The organism is Inquilinus sp. 2KB_23, assembly GCF_052115705.1.
Taxonomy (GTDB): Bacteria; Pseudomonadota; Alphaproteobacteria; order DSM-16000; family Inquilinaceae; genus Inquilinus; species Inquilinus ginsengisoli_A.
Map to the genome: position 1 here is coordinate 29,611 of NZ_JBFRHF010000038.1, position 15,484 is coordinate 45,094.

A 15,484-nucleotide genomic window follows, 5' to 3' on the forward strand; every position below is an offset into this window, starting at 1 on the left:
AATGTTCGAAGCCAACGCTATTTTCAATATTGTCTTCGATGTCAAGTATACAGTCAGTGTGGGTACGGACGTAAGCCCGGCCATCGTAATACTTGGGTCAGTGCCGGGGTGTCGGGCGGGCCCATCAGTGGTGGCTATGATGCGGAGAACACCGGCACTCGTGGCAATACGATCCAAGTTACGCTTCAAAATCCCGCTTGCATCAAACCCGAACGGTTTTTTCGCCAGGGCAATATGAATCTGGCAGGTTCCGGGGGTTCCGTTGTAGCGCCTCCATTGATAATGGCGCCCCCGCACTAAGAACGAAAAGAGCCTGATCGACCAGCGATGGCTGAGCGCCGCTGCCGTCGCTGGTCGACCTAAAGCTCCCGGGGTCGTCATTCACTTCAGCAAGTGTAGTGAGTACAAGCCCCAGCCGGGCAGGGCGGGTCGGCCGTGCTCCGTGCCTGTCACTGACGATCGCTCGAGATTGGGCGGCCACTTTCAAGGAACGGTGTAGGCCCAGCTTGCCTGCCACTTGAACGGAGGGTTCGCCAAGTCCTCCAGCCGTGCACCGTTAGTCCGTCAGGAGCTCTCGGTTGCCACGCCGCCCTCGGGCGAGAGGCCGCGAACGCGCGATCGGGGGGGGAATGCGCAATCAGGGTGCGGCTCCAGCCCTCGCCGGTGGCGATACTGCCGATGCGGCTATGGCCAGCATCTGACTCCGAAACGGCCGAGATCTTTATGCCGATCTGGAATAGAAGTCGGACAATTATGAATTGGCCGCCCCTCCGGCCGACCGACATCATGATCATAATTTAGGCCTGCCCATTTGCTGGGCGGGCGGCCGCGACAGACGGCCGGCAGTTTGGCAGGGGGCAGTCACGTGTCCGATGGCGGGGCCATCCAGGCGGGGTCGGCGGTATCCCGGAATCGTCGGCTGAAGGTCGACGATCTCCGCGAGCTGCCTGCAGGGATCGTGCAGGGCCGCTACGACACCGTGACCCCGATGGCCACGGGCTGGGCGCTGCACCGGACCTGGCCCGAGGCCCGCTCCACCATCGTCGACGAGACCAGCCACGCGGCGACCGACCGCGCCCCGGCCCTGACTCTGGCGCTGGGTGCCGTGAGCGATCGCCTGTGCGACACCCCCGGCGTGCGCGGCCGCGTGAGGAGATCCCGATGACGCCCGACGCCGCGATCCGCCCTTATCTCGACATCCCCGGCGCCAAGAGCCCGGCGCTGTCGCCAGATGGTGGGCTGCTGGCCTTCCTCGGCGACCGGACCGGCTTTCCCCAGATCTGGCTGCAGCCGGCCGCGGGCGGCGCCGCCTGGCGCGCGGCGGAGACGCCGGAGCCGGTCGGCGCCCTGGCCTTCAGCCCGAAGAGCCGGGATCTGGTCTTCACCATGGATTGCGGCGGCGACGAGCGGCACCAGCTGTGGCTGATCCCGGGCGCCGACGGCACGCCGCTAGCGCTGACCGACGACCCGACCGTGGTCCATGTCTGGGGCGCCTGGTCGCCGGACGGCACGCGGATCGCCTACGCGTCGAACGCCCGCGACCGCTTCCACATGGACATCCATGTGATGGAGGTCGCCACGCGGGAAGCGCGCTGCGTCTATCAGGGCGAGCTGTTCCGCGAGGTCATGGCCTTCTTCCCGGACGGGCAGGCGCTGCTGGTGCGCGATTCCATCCGGGCCACGATGGACCAGGACCTGTTCCGGCTGGACCTCGCGACCGGCGCCTATGAGCCGTTCCTGCCGCATGACGGACGGGCGCGCTACGTCGCCGCCAAGACCCGGAAGGACGGCAGCGGCCTCTATCTGCTGACCGACCAGGGCCGGGACTTCCAGGGCATCGCCTTCCTGTCCTTCGCCGGCCGTAGCCTGGAATGGGTGGCGGCGCCCGAGGGGCAGGATGTCGAGGCGATGGCGCTGTCGCCCGACCAGGGCCGGCTGGCCTATGTGATCAACGAGGAGGGCTGGACCCGCCTCCTGATCCGCGACCTCGCCAGCGGCGCGGAGACGGCGGTGGCGGGGCTGCCGCCCGGCGTGATCGGCTCGGTGTCCTGGCGTCCCGACGGCAGCGGCCTGGTCTTCCCGCTGGAAGGCGCGGCGACGCCGCCGGGGATCTGGGGCTACGACGTTGCCACGGGAATCGCGAGCCGGCTGACCGATGCTCCCGCGAGCGAGCTGATCGATAGCTTCGTCGAGCCGGAGGTGCAGCGCATCGCCAGCTTCGACGGGCTGCAGGTGCCGTTCCTGCTGTACCGGCCGCAGGGCGAGGCACCGGCCGGCGGCTTCCCGGCGATGATCATCGTCCATGGCGGGCCGGAGGCGCAGTGGACCCCGACCTTCCGGGCCGACATCCAGTACATGCTGGCGCAGGGCATCATGGTCGTGGCGCCGAATGTCCGTGGCAGCACCGGCTATGGCCGGCCCTACCATCAGCTCGACGATGTCGGGCTGCGGATGGACAGCGTCGCCGACCTCCGGGCAGTGCGACTGGCGCTGGGCGCGCGGGACGATGTCGATGAGGCCCGGATCGGCGTCTTCGGCCGGTCCTATGGCGGCTTCATGGTGCTGGCGGCGCTGACCGAATACCCGGAGCTCTGGCGCCTCGGCATCGAGTTCTACGGCATTGCCAGCTTCCACACCCTGCTGCAGACCACCGGCCCATGGCGCCGGCGCCTGCGGGCGGCCGAATATGGCGACCCGGTCTCCGACAAGGACCTGCTCGAGCGCATCTCGCCGATCCACAAGCTGGACCGCATCCGCGTGCCGCTGCTGATGGCCCAGGGGCTGGACGATCCGCGCGTGCCGCCGGGCGAGAGCGAGATGATCCATTCCGGCCTGCGCGGCCTGGGCCGCCCGGTCGACTACATCCGCGTGCCGCATGAAGGGCACGGCTTCGCGCGGCGTGAGAACCGGCACGACGTCTTCGGCGCCGTCGCCGCCTTCCTCGACCGCCATCTCTGATCGAAAGCGAGAACCATGCAGAATTCCGACAAGATCTGGCAGCTGGTCGACGCCAAGCGGACGGAGTTCGTGGGGCTGAGCGACCGGATCTGGGGCATGCCCGAGATCGCCTACACCGAGTACCGGTCGGTCGCCGAGCACACGGCCATGCTGCAGGCCCAGGGCTTCCGCGTGACCGAGAGCCTCGCCGGGATCCCGACCGCGGTGATGGGCGAGGCGGGCGAGGGCGGGCCTGTGATCGCCATCCTCGGCGAATACGACGCCCTGCCGGGGCTGAGCCAGGAGGCCAACATCGCCGAGCCCAGGCCGATCCCCGGCAACGGCTACGGCCATGGCTGCGGCCACAACATGCTCGGCTCCGCCGCCCTGCTGGCGGCCACCGCGGTCAAGGACTTCCTGGCCGCGACCGGCCGGCCGGGCCGTGTGCGCTACTATGGTTGCCCGGCGGAGGAGGGCGGGGCGGCCAAGGCCTTCATGGTGCGCGCCGGCGCCTTCGAGGATGTCGACATCGCCATCACCTGGCATCCGGCGTCGCTGACCCGGGTCGATGAGGCGCTGTCGCTGGCCAACACCCGGATGGACTTCCACTTCACCGGCCGCGCCTCGCACGCCGCCGCGGCGCCGCATCTCGGCCGCAGCGCGCTGGATGCGGTCGAGCTGATGAATGTCGGCGTCAACTACATGCGCGAGCACATGCCGTCCGACGCGCGCATCCACTACGCCATGATCGATTCCGGCGGCATCGCGCCCAATGTCGTCCAGGCCTCGGCCAAGGTGCGCTACGCCATCCGGGCGCGCGACCTGGCCGGCATGCTGGCGCTGAACGAGCGGGTCAAGAAGATCGCCCACGGCGCCGCGATGATGACCGAGACCTCGGTCGCGATCTCGATCATGAGCGCCGTCTCCAACATGCTCGGCAACACGCCGCTGGAGGAGGCGATGCACCAGCATCTGCTGCGCCTCGGCCCGGTGCCGTTCGACGCGGCCGACCGCGACTATGCCGCCCAGATCCAGGCGACGCTGAGCGAGGAGGACATCCTCACCGACTACCGCCGCGTCGGCGTGCCGCCGCGCAAGGACCTGCCGCTGTGCGACTTCATCGTGCCGAAGGACTCCCGGGGTGAGCCGATGATCGGGTCGACCGACGTCGCCGATGTCAGCTGGGTGGTGCCGACGGTGCAGGCGCGGGTCGCCACCCACGCCATCGGCACGCCCGGCCATTCCTGGCAGATCACCGCCCAAGGCATGGCGCCGGCCGCGCACAAGGGCATGGTCCATGCCGCCAAGGTCATGGCCGGCACGGCGCTCGACGTGATGAATGACGAGCTGCTGATGGCCCGGGCCAAGCAGGACCACCAGGAGCGGGTCGCGGCGACGCCCTATGTCTGCCCGATCCCGGCGGAGGTGCAGCCGCCGCTGCAGCCGCGGCCGAAGGCGGCCTGACAAGGTGGACTGACTCTGCGGGACAGGCCGGCCCGACGAACGAGGCCGGCCACCCGGAACAAGGTCGCGGAGGGCGCCGGACGACACCAACAGAACAAGCACGGAGGCTCGATCCATGTTCGCCCGTCCGATCCCGGCGTCACCCCGATCCCGCCCGCTCCGCCATCTCCTCGGCGCGGCCTGCGGCGCCGCCATCCTCGCGGCGCCGTTCGCCGCCGGGGCGGCCACGCCGTCGAACGCGCTGGTGATGGCCAGGAACATCGACGCGATCAGCACCTTCGATCCGGCCCAGATCGGTGAGGTGGTGACCGACGAGATCATCAAGAACATCTGCGACACGCTGGTCGATTTCGACCCGGCGGACGAGGCCAAGGTGGTCCCGCTCTTCGCCGAGAGCTGGGAGGTTTCCGACGACCGGCTGCAGATCACCTTCCATCTGCGCAAGGGCGCCACCTTCCCGTCCGGCAACCCGGTCACCGCGGCCGACACCGCCTGGTCGATGCAGCGCGTGGTCAAGCTCGGCCTCGGCAACGCGGCGACGCTGACCGAATTCGGCTTCACCAAGGACAAGGTCGAGGCCCAGATCACCGCGCCGGACGACGCCACCCTCGTGATCAAGCTGGACAAGCCCTATCCGACCAACCTGATCCTGCAGTCGATCGCCGCGAACCGCGTCGCCGCCACGATGGACAAGCAGGCCATCATGGCCAATGAGGTGAACGGCGACCTTGGCAACAAGTACCTCGCCACCCACACCGAGTGCGTCGGCCCGTACAAGCTGGCGCAGTGGAACGCCGGCGAGGCCGTGGTGCTGCAGGCGAACGACAAATACTGGGGCGAGGCGCCGAAGCTGAAGCGCGTGCTGATCCGCCATGTGGCGGAGGCGGGGACGCAGCGCCTGCTGGTGGCCCAGGGTGATGTCGACATCGCCCGTGACCTGACGCCGGAGGATCTGAAGGACCTGGAGACCTCGGCCGACGTGTCGGTCGTCAGGGTGCTGAAGCCGCAGCTGTTCTTCTGGACCTTCAACAACGCCGACCCGATCTTCTCGAACGAGAAGGTGCGCCTGGCGATGCGCTACCTGATCGACTATGACGGCCTCGGCAAGACGGTGATGGCCTATACCGGCGTGCCGCGGGCCAGCTTTGTCCAGATCGGCGCCGTCGGCGCGCTGGACGAGAAGGAGGGGCAGCCCTTCTCGCTCGACCTCGACAAGGCCAAGGCGCTGCTGGCCGAGGCCGGCTACCCGAACGGTTTCAAGGCCACCGTCTTCATCGGCACCCTGCCGCATTCCGCCCCGATCGCGCAGAGCGTGCAGCAGAACGCCGCCAAGGTCGGCGTCGAGCTGACGCTGGAGCGGATGGCCAACGCCCAGCTGTTCAGCAAGGTCCGCGGCCGCGAGTTCCAGACCGCGATGCAGGCCTGGCAGACCGGCGTGCCCGACGCGCACGGCAACGCCTCGCGGCTGGTCTACAACCCGGACAACCGGGCCGAGGCCAAGCTGACCCAGTACCCGGCCTGGCGGGCCGCCTTCTATTCCGAGGACGCGAACAGGAAGGTCGATGCGGCGTTGCTGGAGAGCGATCCGGAGAAGCGGAACGCGATCTATCACGACCTGCAGAAGCAGATCCTGCAGCAGGGGCCGATGGCGATCATGTTCCAGATGTACGACCCCGCCGCAATCCGCAAATCGCTGAAGACCTGGACCTGGAACGGCTTCCGCACCTACTACGCCCTGGCCAGCAAGTAGCGGCGCCGGACACCGATTTCCGCACAGCACGGAGGCTCCACGATGCTCGCTGCTTCGAGTCCGGCGCCGCCCGGATCCCGTCCGCTTCGTCTCATCCTCGGCGCGGTCTGCGGTGCCGTCCTCGGCGCGGCGCCGTTCGCCGCCGGGGCGGCCACGCCGTCGAACGCGCTGGTCATGGCCTGGAACGTCGACGCGATCAGCACCTTCGATCCCGCCCAGATCGGCGAGGTGGTGACCAACGAGATCGTGCAGACCACCTGCGATCCGCTGGTCGATGTCGATCCGGCGGACGAGGCCAAGGCGGTGCCGCTGTTCGCCGAGAGCTGGGACGTGTCCGACGACCGCCAGCAGATCACCTTCCATCTGCGCAAGGGGGCGGTGTTCCCCTCCGGCAACCCGGCGACGGCGGCCGATACGGCCTGGTCGATGCAGCGCGTTGTCAAGCTCGGCTTCGGCAATGCGGCGACGCTGAACGAGTACGGCTTCACCAAGGACAAGGTCGACGCCCAGATCACCGCGCCGGACGACAGCACGCTGGTCCTCAAGCTCGACAAGCCCTATCCGACCAACCTGGTGCTGCAGGGGATCGCCGCGAACCGCGTCTCCTTCACCCATGACCGCAAGACCATCCTGGCCAATGAGGTGAATGGCGACCTCGGCAACAAATACCTGACGACCCGCACCGAATGCGTCGGCCCCTACCGGCTGGCGCAGTGGAACGCCGGCGAGGCTGTGGTGTTGCAGGCGAACGACACCTATTGGGGCCAGGCGCCGGCGCTGAAGCGCATCCTGATCCGCCATGTGGCGGAGGCCGGAACCCAGCGCCTGCTGCTGACCCAGGGCGATGTCGATGTCGCCCGCGACCTGACGCCGGAGGATCTGAAGGATCTGGAGACCTCGCCGGACGTGTCGATCGTCCGGGTCCTCCGGCCGCAGCTGTTCTACTGGTCGTTCAACAACGCCAACCCGATCTTCGCCAACCCGAAGGTCCGCCTGGCGATGCGCTACCTCATCGACTATGACGGCTTGGCCAAGACCGTGATGTCGAATATCGGCGTGCCGCGGGCCAGCTTCGCCCAGATCGGCGCGGTCGGTGCGCTGGATGAGACGGAAGGGCAACCCTTCTCGCTCGACCTCGACAAGGCCAAGGCGCTGCTGGCCGAGGCCGGCTACCCCAACGGCTTCAAGGCCAGCGTCTTCATCGGCACCCTGCCGCATGCCGCGCCGGTGGCGCAGAGCGTGCAGCAGAACGCCGCCCGGATCGGCGTCGAGTTGACCGTCGAGCGGATGGCCAATGCCCAGCTGTTCAGCCGGGTGCGCGGCCGGGATTTCGAGACCTCGATGTCGTCGTGGCAGACCAGTGTTGCCGATGCGCATGGCAACGCCTCGCGGCTGGTCTACAACCCGGACAACCGGGCCGAGGCCAAGCTGACCCAGAACCCGAGCTGGAACGCCTCCTACGCCTCCGAGGACGCCAACCGGACGGTCGAGGCGGCGCTGCTGGAGCCGGATCCGGAGAAGCGGAACGCGCTCTATCGCGACCTGCAGCTGAAGATGATGCAGGAGGGGCCCTTCGCCGTCATGTTCCAGACCTACAATGTCGCCGGGATCCGCAAGACATTGAAGAACTGGCGCTGGAACGGCTTCCGGACCTATTACGAAACCGTCGCCAAGTAGCGCCATGGTCGACACCCCCATCGCCGCGCCCCGCCGGCTTGCCCCCCCAGGACGGAACCCGCTGTCGTCCTGGGCACTGGCCGCCGGCCGGACCGTGCTGTCGGTCGCCGTCACCCTGTTCGGGCTGGCGGCGCTGACCTTCTTCATCGGGCGGATGCTGCCGCTCGACCCGGTCGCGGCCATCCTCGGCGACAACGCCACCCAGGCCGCCTATGACGCGGTGTACCGGCAGCTCGGGCTGGACCAGCCGATCTGGGTCCAGTTCCTGCGCTACCTGCGCGACATCGCCAGCCTCGACCTCGGCACGGCGCTGACCACCGGCAAGCCGGTGGTCGAGGACATCGCCCGGGTGTTCCCGGCGACGCTGGAGCTGGCCACGGTCGCCATCATCATCGGCACCGGCCTCGGCATCCCGCTCGGCGTGCTGGCGGCGATGTACCGCGACAGCGCGGTCGACCACATCGTCCGCGTCGTCGGCCTGCTGGGCTATTCGGCGCCGACCTTCTGGCTCGGGCTGATGGGGCTGGTGCTGTTCTACGCCACGCTGGGCTGGGTCGGCGGGCCTGGCCGGATCGACGTGCTGTACGAGTTCGACATCGAGCCGATGACCGGCTTCCTGCTGGTCGACACGGCGCTGCGCGGCCAGTGGGAGGTGTTCGGCAATGTCTTCAGCCACGTCATCCTGCCGGCCTCGATCCTCGGCTTCAGCGCGCTGGCCTATATCAGCCGGATGACCCGCAGCTTCATGATCGAGCAGCTGGACCAGGAATATGTGGTGGCGGCGCGGGTCAAGGGCCTGTCCTGGGCCCGCACCGTCTGGATCCACGCCTTCCGCAACATCGCGGTGCAGGTGGTGACGGTGGTCGCGCTGTCCTACGCCTTCCTGCTGGAAGGCGCGGTGCTGACCGAGACGGTCTTCGCCTGGCCCGGCTTCGGCCGCTACCTGACCAACACGCTGCTGGCCGGCGACATGAACGCGGTGGTGGGCTGCACGCTGCTGATCGGCGTCATCTTCGTGACGCTGAACCTGGTGTGCGACCTGCTGTACCGCATCTTCGACCCTCGCACCCGATGAGCGCGGACATGCCCAGCGACACCGCCCTTCGCACCAGCTCGATCAGGGCCTGGCTGCACGCCCCGGTCCCGGCCTCGCCGATGCAGGCCCGCGCCCAGCAGCTCTGGCTCAAGCTGCTGCGGCTGGTCGGCAACCCCCCGGCGCTGCTGGGGCTGGTCATCTTGCTGGTGATCGCGTTCATGGCGGTGTTCGCGCCGCTGATCGCGACGCACGATATCAATGCCCAGGATCTCGCCACCCGGCTGCAGCCGCCCTCGGCCGCGCATTTCCTCGGCACCGACGAGCTCGGCCGTGACGTGTTCAGCCGCATCGTCTTCGGCGCCCGTATCACGCTCTACATCGCCGTGCTGACGGCGCTGATCGTGGCGCCGATCGGCCTTTTGATCGGCACCACCTCGGGCTATCTCGGCGGCTGGGTCGACATCGTGCTGATGCGCGTGGTCGACATCTTCCTGGCCTTCCCAAGCCTGGTGCTGGCGCTGGCCTTCGTCGCCGCGCTGGGGCCCGGCATCCAGAACGCGATCATCGCCATCTCGCTGGCCGCCTGGCCGCCGATCGCGCGGCTGGCCCGGGCCGAGACGCTGTCGATCCGGTCCTCCGACTACATCGCCGCGGTCCGGCTGCAGGGCGCGTCTTCGCTGCGGATCATCCTGTCCCATGTGGTGCCGATGTGCCTGCCCTCGGTGGTGGTGCGGGTCACGCTCAACATGGCGGCGATCATCCTCACCGCCGCCGGGCTCGGCTTCCTCGGCCTCGGAGCGCAGCCGCCCAGCCCGGAATGGGGAGCGATGCTGTCCAGCGGCCGCGAATTCGTGCTGACCAGCTGGTGGATCGCGGCGATCCCCGGCTGTGCCATCCTGCTCACCAGCCTGGCCTTCAACCTGTTCGGCGACGGGCTGCGCGACATCCTGGATCCCCGCCATGGCTGACCCGCTGCTCACAGTCGAGGACCTGCGCATCGACTTCTCCGGCGGCCGCGGCACCATCCAGGCGGTGCGCGGCATCTCCTTCGCCGTCGGGCGCGAGAAGGTCGGCATCGTCGGCGAATCCGGCTCCGGCAAATCGCTGACCGGCCGGGCGGTCTTGAAGCTGACGCCGAAGGCGGCGCGGGTGACGGCGAAACGGCTCGCCTTTGACGGCATCGACCTGCTCACGACCTCGGAGCGGCGGATGCGGGCGATCCGCGGCAACCGCATCTCGATGATCCTGCAGGACCCGAAATTCTCGCTGAACCCGCTGATGCGGGTGGGCCGGCAGATCACCGAGGCCTACCGGCTGCACCACCGGGTCGGCGCGCGCGTGGCGCAGGCAAGGGCGCTGGAGATGCTGGACGCCGTCCATATCCGCGACCCCGAGCGCGTCTTCCGCCTGTTCCCGCACGAGGTCTCGGGCGGCATGGGCCAGCGCATCATGATCGCGATGATGCTGATCCCGGAGCCGGACCTGATCATCGCCGACGAGCCGACCTCGGCGCTCGACGTCACGGTGCGGCGGCAGGTGCTGACCATCCTCGACGAGCTGGTGACCCGGCGCGGCACCGGGCTGATGTTCATCAGCCACGACCTCAACTTGGTGGCCGATTTCTGCGACCGGGTGCTGGTGATGTATGCCGGCCGGATCATGGAGGATCTGCCGGCGAAGGAGCTGCACCGGGCGCAGCATCCCTACACCCGGGCGCTGCTCGACAGCCTGCCGCAGCTCGACCGGCCGGTCGACACGCTGCAGGTGCCCAGCCGCGACCCGGCCTGGCTCGACGGCCCGACCTTCCAGGCGGGGGCCGCGGCATGACCGACGCGATCCTCGAGGCGATCGGCCTGCGCGTCACCTTCGGCTCCGGCGCCGCGGCGATGACCGCGGTCGACGACGTGTCCTTCGTCCTGAAGCAGGGTGAATCCTTCGGCCTGATCGGCGAATCCGGCTGCGGCAAGTCGACCGTGCTGCGCGCCCTGGCCGGGCTCAACACCGGCTATCAGGGGTCGATCCTGTTCCGCGGCCGCGAGGTGCCGCGCAAGCGCGACAAGGCGTTCTTCCGCCGGGTGCAGATGGTGTTCCAGGACCCCTATGCCTCGTTGCATCCGCGCAAGATGGTGCGGGCCGTGCTGTCCGAGCCGCTCAGGATCCACGGCTTCGACCGGCAGGAGCAGCGGATCGACGCGGCGCTCGACGCGGTCGGCCTCGGCCGTGCCTTCCGCTACCGCTATCCGCATGAGCTGTCGGGCGGGCAGCGCCAGCGCGTCGCCATCGCGCGCAGCCTGATCATCGAGCCGGAGATCCTGCTGCTGGACGAGCCGACCTCGGCGCTGGACGTCTCGGTCCAGGCCGAGATCCTGAACCTGCTCAAGGCGCTGCGGCGCGAGCGCGGCCTGACCTATCTGATGGTGACCCACGACCTGCCGGTGATCGCCCATCTGTGCGACCGCATCGCCATGATGAATGGCGGCCGCATCGTCGAGGAAATGACGGAACAGGGCGTCCGCGCCCGCCAGGCGCAGGACGACTACACCCGCGGCTTCCTGGAGGCGAGCACCGGCTACCGGCCGGCGCCGGAGGTGGAAGAGGGGGCGGTGGCATGATGTGGGATGCGGGCGTCGCCACGACCGACGAAGCGGACCCCTGGCCCGGCGCCGAGTGGGAGATGGTCGAGGACATCCGGGCAGCCGGCTGGTCGCTCGACCATCTGGACCGGGTCTGGGCCTATGCCGACCGCATCGGCAGCGCCGCCCTGATGCTGGTGCAGGGCGGGCGGGTGATCGCCAGCCGTGGCGACGTCACCCGGCACTATCCGTGCCATTCGATGCGCAAGAGCTTCCTCAGCGCCTTGATCGGCACGCATGAGGGCGACGGAACCATCGACCTGTCGCTGACCCTGGCGGCGCTCGGCATCGACGACCGCGAGGGGCTGAGCGAGCGCGAGAAGCAGGCGACGGTCTACGACCTGCTGACCGCCCGGTCCGGCATCTTCCACCCGGCGGGCTACGAGACGGCGTGGATGAAATCACTGAAGCCGCCGCGCCACGCCCACGCGCCGGGCACGGTGTGGTGCTACAGCAACTGGGACTTCAACGCGCTCGGCACGATCTACACGCAGCGGACCGGCCTCGGCATCCACGCCGCCTTTCGCGACCGGATCGCCGCGCCGCTGGGCATGCAGGATTTCCGCTTCGATGCGGAGCGGGAAGATGGCTGGCTGCAGCCCGACCCGTGCTCGGTCCATCCGGCCTATCCGTTCCGGATGTCGAGCCGCGACCTGGCGCGCTTCGGTCTGCTGTTCCTGCGCGACGGCCGCTGGGGCGAGCGCGAGGTGGTGCCGCAGAGCTGGGCGGCGGCCAGCGTGCTGCCCTATTCCGACGCGGGGGCACGGGGCGCCTATGGCTATATGTGGTGGGTGGCACGGCAGGGCATTGCCTTCCCCGGCGCGATCGTGCCCGAGGGCACCTACAGCGCCCAGGGCGCCGGCGGCCATGTCTGCGTCGTCATCCCGCCGCTGGACCTCGTCATCGTCCATCGCGCCGACACTGAAAAGATCGACGGGGCGGCGAGGGGACCGGAGATCGACCGGTTCCAGTTCGGCCGGCTGCTCGCCCTGATCCTCGACGCCCGCAGGGCGGGCATGGCCGCTTAGACCGGAGGGCCCGCATGGCCGGCATCATCGAGGCGATCGCGCGCTGGAGCCGATCCGGGGTCGGATTCGGCGATCTCGCCCGCCAGCGCGCCCACCACGCCATCGCCGACACCATCGGCTGCATGCTGGCCGGGGCAGGGGATCCGGCGGTGCGGGCAGTCCGCACCGCCTTCGCCGGCTCGATCGCGGACGGGCCGCGCTGCACCGTGGTCGGCGGCGGGCAGGCGGCGGAGGCGCTGTCGGCCCTGGTCAACGGCACCGCGGCGCATGCGCTCGACTACGACGACAATTTCCGCCCGGGCTGCAGCCACGCCTCGGCCGTGCTGGTGCCGGCGCTGCTGGGCCCGGCACTGGCCCGCGGCGCGTCGGGGTGGGCGCTGGTCGACGCCTATCTGGTCGGGCTGGAGGCGCAGGCCGCGGTCGGGCGCGGGGTCAACCCGTCGCACTACACGGCCGGCTGGCATGCCACCTCGACCGTCGGCTGCATCGGCACCGCCGCGGGCGTCGCCTGGCTGTGCGGCCTGGACCAAGCCGGCATCGCCCGGGCGATGAGCCTGGCGGTCAGCATGGCCTCCGGCGTGAAGGGGCAGTTCGGCACGCCGGCGAAGCCGCTGCATGCCGGGCTGGCCGCGCGCAACGCGGTCGAGGCGGCGGCGCTGGCGGCTTGCGGCATGACCGGCCGGACCGACATCCTGGAGGCACCGCAGGGCTTCCGCGAGCTGTTCGGCGGGCCCGACGCCGCCGGCTGGGACGGGGTCGCGATCGGCGCACCGCATGTGATCGAGAGCGAGGGGCTGATGCCGAAGCGCCATCCCTGCTGCGGCTCGACCCACAACGCGGTCGACATCGTCCTAGACCTCAAGGCGCAGCACGGTTTCGCGGCGGCCGAGGTGGTGGCGGTCGAGACCCTGGTCGGCCTCGTCAACCAGCGCAACCTGGCCTATCCGGATCCCGCGGACGAGATGCAGGCGCGCTTCTCGATGCAGTACTGCGTCGCCCTGGCGCTGCTGAAGGACCGGCTGGAGCTGTCGGACTTCACGGCCGCGGCTGTGGGGGCGGAGGCGGCGCGCGCCCTGCTGCCGCGCATCACCATGACCGCCCATTCGGCGGAGGCGGAACGGGCGGCCGGGCGGCCGTTGCCGCACCGGGTCACCATCCGTCTCGCCGATGGCCGGGTGCTGCCGGGCGAGCGCGCCGCGGCCAAGGGCACCATCACCGATCCTTTCGACGACGCCGACCGCCGCGCCAAATTCGCCGATTGCTGCCGCGGTGTGCTGGACGCGTCCGGAACCACCCGCCTCCACGACCGCCTCGACCGGCTGGACGCGCAGGCCGATCTCTCCTTCCTCGAACCGGCGCTGGCGCTGGCCGGTCAGGCGACCGAGGCCCGGCGGGGCGGGGGCGTCGTCTCGCGCGAGTCGGGCACGGCGGACCAGAACCGCTCGGCGCAGGGGCGGCTGGCGGCGGAGGTGCGATAGAGGCGGATCTCCACGTCGAGTGTCCAGGACGGGCTGCCGGCCCGGACCAGGGCGCCGGAGCGCAGTTCCTCTGCGATCAGGCTCTCCGGGATCCAGGCCAGGCCGCGCCCGGCCAGGGCCATGGCCTTGAGCGCGGCCGACATGGCGTTCTCGTAGACCACCGCGAGCGGCAGCGGGCGCTCGATGAACAGCTTGACCAGGCCATGGCCGAAGAAGGAGCCGCTGCCGTAGCTGAGATATTGGATGGGCCCATTGCCGGCCTCGATCGCATGCCGCGGCGAGCCCCGTGCATCGGGTGCGGAGACCGGGATGACCCGCTCTTCGCCCAGGTGAAAGTGCTCGCAATAGGCCAGCTCGCTCATCAGCGGCACCGAGTCATGGGCATAAGTCAGCAAGAAGTCGCTATGCCCGTCGATCAGCGTTGCGATGATGCCTGCGAAGGTCGACCGGGTCTCGCAAAAGCGGGTCCGCGTGGGCCCGACCAACTCCTCCATGCGCCGGATCCAGTTCGGGAAGAAGGTCAGTGACAGGGTGTTCAGCGTCGCGAAGGTCACCACGTCGGCAGTGGCCGCGTGGCGATCGCGCAGGTCGGCCCGGGTCTGCAGCACGAGGTCCAGGATCTTCCGCGCCCGCGGCAGGAACTCCTGTCCCTCGGCGGTCAGCCGGACGGGATAGCTGGTGCGATCGAACAGCGGCACGCCGATCCAGGTCTCGAGCTGCCGGATGCGGCGGCTCAGGCCCGATTGCGTGACCCGTCGCTCCTCCGCGGAGCGGGAGAAGCTCGATGTCGCGGACAGGCTGAGGAAATCCTCCAGCCATTTGACTTCCATCAAGGGCCTCCGCTTGGAATTCGGGGCAGGTCCGCACGCGATCCCGACAGGACGGGCCGGGGCGCGACGGAAAGAGCGGCCACAGAGCTCCCGTCCACCGATAGGAGCCGAGTGCGGTGGCCGCCTATGGAAACCTAAGCCCGCGCAACGCAGCCGGAAAGCAGTGGATTCCGCCGCGATGGGCAATGTCCGGTGTTGGGACGTCTGGGCCTTGTCCGGATATGGCGGATATCGTTGAAAAAGTCCCGAACGACTATTTGGAGTGCAAAATCGAGCAAGTTTGCTGCAGATCCGGCCGCCATATAGCATCTTTTAGTGCTTCGGCCGCCTACTTTTAGTCTCTTTGTTGCGCGCGGAAATGGCGCTCCGACTTTTTCAAGAGAATCGGCGCGCTCCGGCCACGTCCGAACGACAGCTCGGAGTGGCGGACTTCTGGCCGGACACCGGTCACCGATCCCCGCCTTCGTCCAGGACCAGGCACTGAACCGGGGTGTCGGCTGGGATCAGGTCGCGTCCGTGAAGCTCTTGTAGCAGCCTGAGGCAGCGCTTGCCGATGACGACGCCGTAGCTGCCGTCCGGCCGCTCGTGGACCACGATGACGCCATGCTTGCGCTCGGCGGGCGTCGATGCCTGCAGCTTGTCCAACGGGAT

General features: G+C 69.0%; 13 protein-coding genes. 11 read left to right on the forward strand and 2 right to left on the reverse strand.

The genetic code is table 11. From position 1 onward, the window contains the following. The first annotated feature begins 865 nt into the window (after positions 1-865). The 11 genes from AB4112_RS33400 (at position 866) to AB4112_RS33450 (ending at position 14,003) form a co-directional block, all read left to right on the forward strand. The gene (locus AB4112_RS33400) at positions 866-1,165 is read left to right on the forward strand and encodes a hypothetical protein (RefSeq protein WP_309792081.1); all 300 of its coding nucleotides are present in this window, start codon (positions 866-868) and stop codon (positions 1,163-1,165) included. Then, a complete protein-coding gene (locus AB4112_RS33405; protein ID WP_309792083.1) occupies positions 1,162-2,958 on the forward strand; it encodes a S9 family peptidase in 1,797 nt (598 codons plus the stop codon). Before AB4112_RS33400 ends, AB4112_RS33405 begins: the two co-directional genes overlap by 4 nt. Positions 2,959-2,973: 15 nt before the next feature. Then, a complete protein-coding gene (locus AB4112_RS33410) occupies positions 2,974-4,401 on the forward strand; it encodes a M20 family metallopeptidase (protein ID WP_309792084.1) in 1,428 nt (475 codons plus the stop codon). A 115-nt stretch (positions 4,402-4,516) separates the two neighbouring features. Next, positions 4,517-6,151 carry an ABC transporter substrate-binding protein gene (locus tag AB4112_RS33415; protein WP_441726347.1) on the forward strand — a complete coding sequence of 545 codons (1,635 nt, stop codon included), beginning with the start codon at positions 4,517-4,519 and terminating at the stop codon, positions 6,149-6,151. Between the two features lie 42 nt (positions 6,152-6,193). Continuing rightward, positions 6,194-7,828, forward strand: a complete 1,635-nt coding sequence (locus AB4112_RS33420; protein WP_441726349.1) for an ABC transporter substrate-binding protein — start codon at positions 6,194-6,196, stop codon at positions 7,826-7,828. A gap of 4 nt (positions 7,829-7,832) precedes the next feature. After that, positions 7,833-8,903, forward strand: a complete 1,071-nt coding sequence (locus AB4112_RS33425; RefSeq protein WP_441726352.1) for an ABC transporter permease — start codon at positions 7,833-7,835, stop codon at positions 8,901-8,903. Positions 8,904-8,911: 8 nt separating this feature from the next. Beyond that, positions 8,912-9,832, forward strand: a complete 921-nt coding sequence (nikC, locus tag AB4112_RS33430; RefSeq protein WP_441726355.1) for a nickel transporter permease — start codon at positions 8,912-8,914, stop codon at positions 9,830-9,832. Further along, positions 9,825-10,691, forward strand: a complete 867-nt coding sequence (locus AB4112_RS33435; protein ID WP_441726358.1) for an ABC transporter ATP-binding protein — start codon at positions 9,825-9,827, stop codon at positions 10,689-10,691. The genes nikC and AB4112_RS33435 overlap by 8 nt, the downstream gene beginning before the upstream one ends. Beyond that, positions 10,688-11,476: an ABC transporter ATP-binding protein gene (locus AB4112_RS33440; RefSeq protein ID WP_309792095.1), complete on the forward strand. Its 789-nt coding sequence runs from the start codon at positions 10,688-10,690 to the stop codon at positions 11,474-11,476. The genes AB4112_RS33435 and AB4112_RS33440 overlap by 4 nt, the downstream gene beginning before the upstream one ends. Further along, complete coding sequence (locus tag AB4112_RS33445) at positions 11,473-12,525, forward strand: serine hydrolase domain-containing protein (RefSeq protein ID WP_309792096.1); 1,053 nt, start codon at positions 11,473-11,475, stop codon at positions 12,523-12,525. Before AB4112_RS33440 ends, AB4112_RS33445 begins: the two co-directional genes overlap by 4 nt. A 14-nt stretch (positions 12,526-12,539) precedes the next feature. Further along, positions 12,540-14,003 (forward strand): MmgE/PrpD family protein, encoded by a 1,464-nt coding sequence (locus AB4112_RS33450; RefSeq protein ID WP_441726363.1) that lies wholly within the window; start codon positions 12,540-12,542, stop codon positions 14,001-14,003. Here the strand turns inward: AB4112_RS33450 and AB4112_RS33455 are convergent. Next, a complete protein-coding gene (locus AB4112_RS33455; RefSeq protein ID WP_309792098.1) occupies positions 13,898-14,833 on the reverse strand; it encodes a LysR family transcriptional regulator in 936 nt (311 codons plus the stop codon). The two genes, AB4112_RS33450 and AB4112_RS33455, sit on opposite strands and share 106 nt — an antisense overlap. Positions 14,834-15,280: 447 nt before the next feature. Beyond that, positions 15,281-15,484, reverse strand: a 204-nt coding sequence (locus AB4112_RS33460; RefSeq protein ID WP_441716919.1) for a hypothetical protein, incomplete at its 5' end; no start/stop codon positions are given.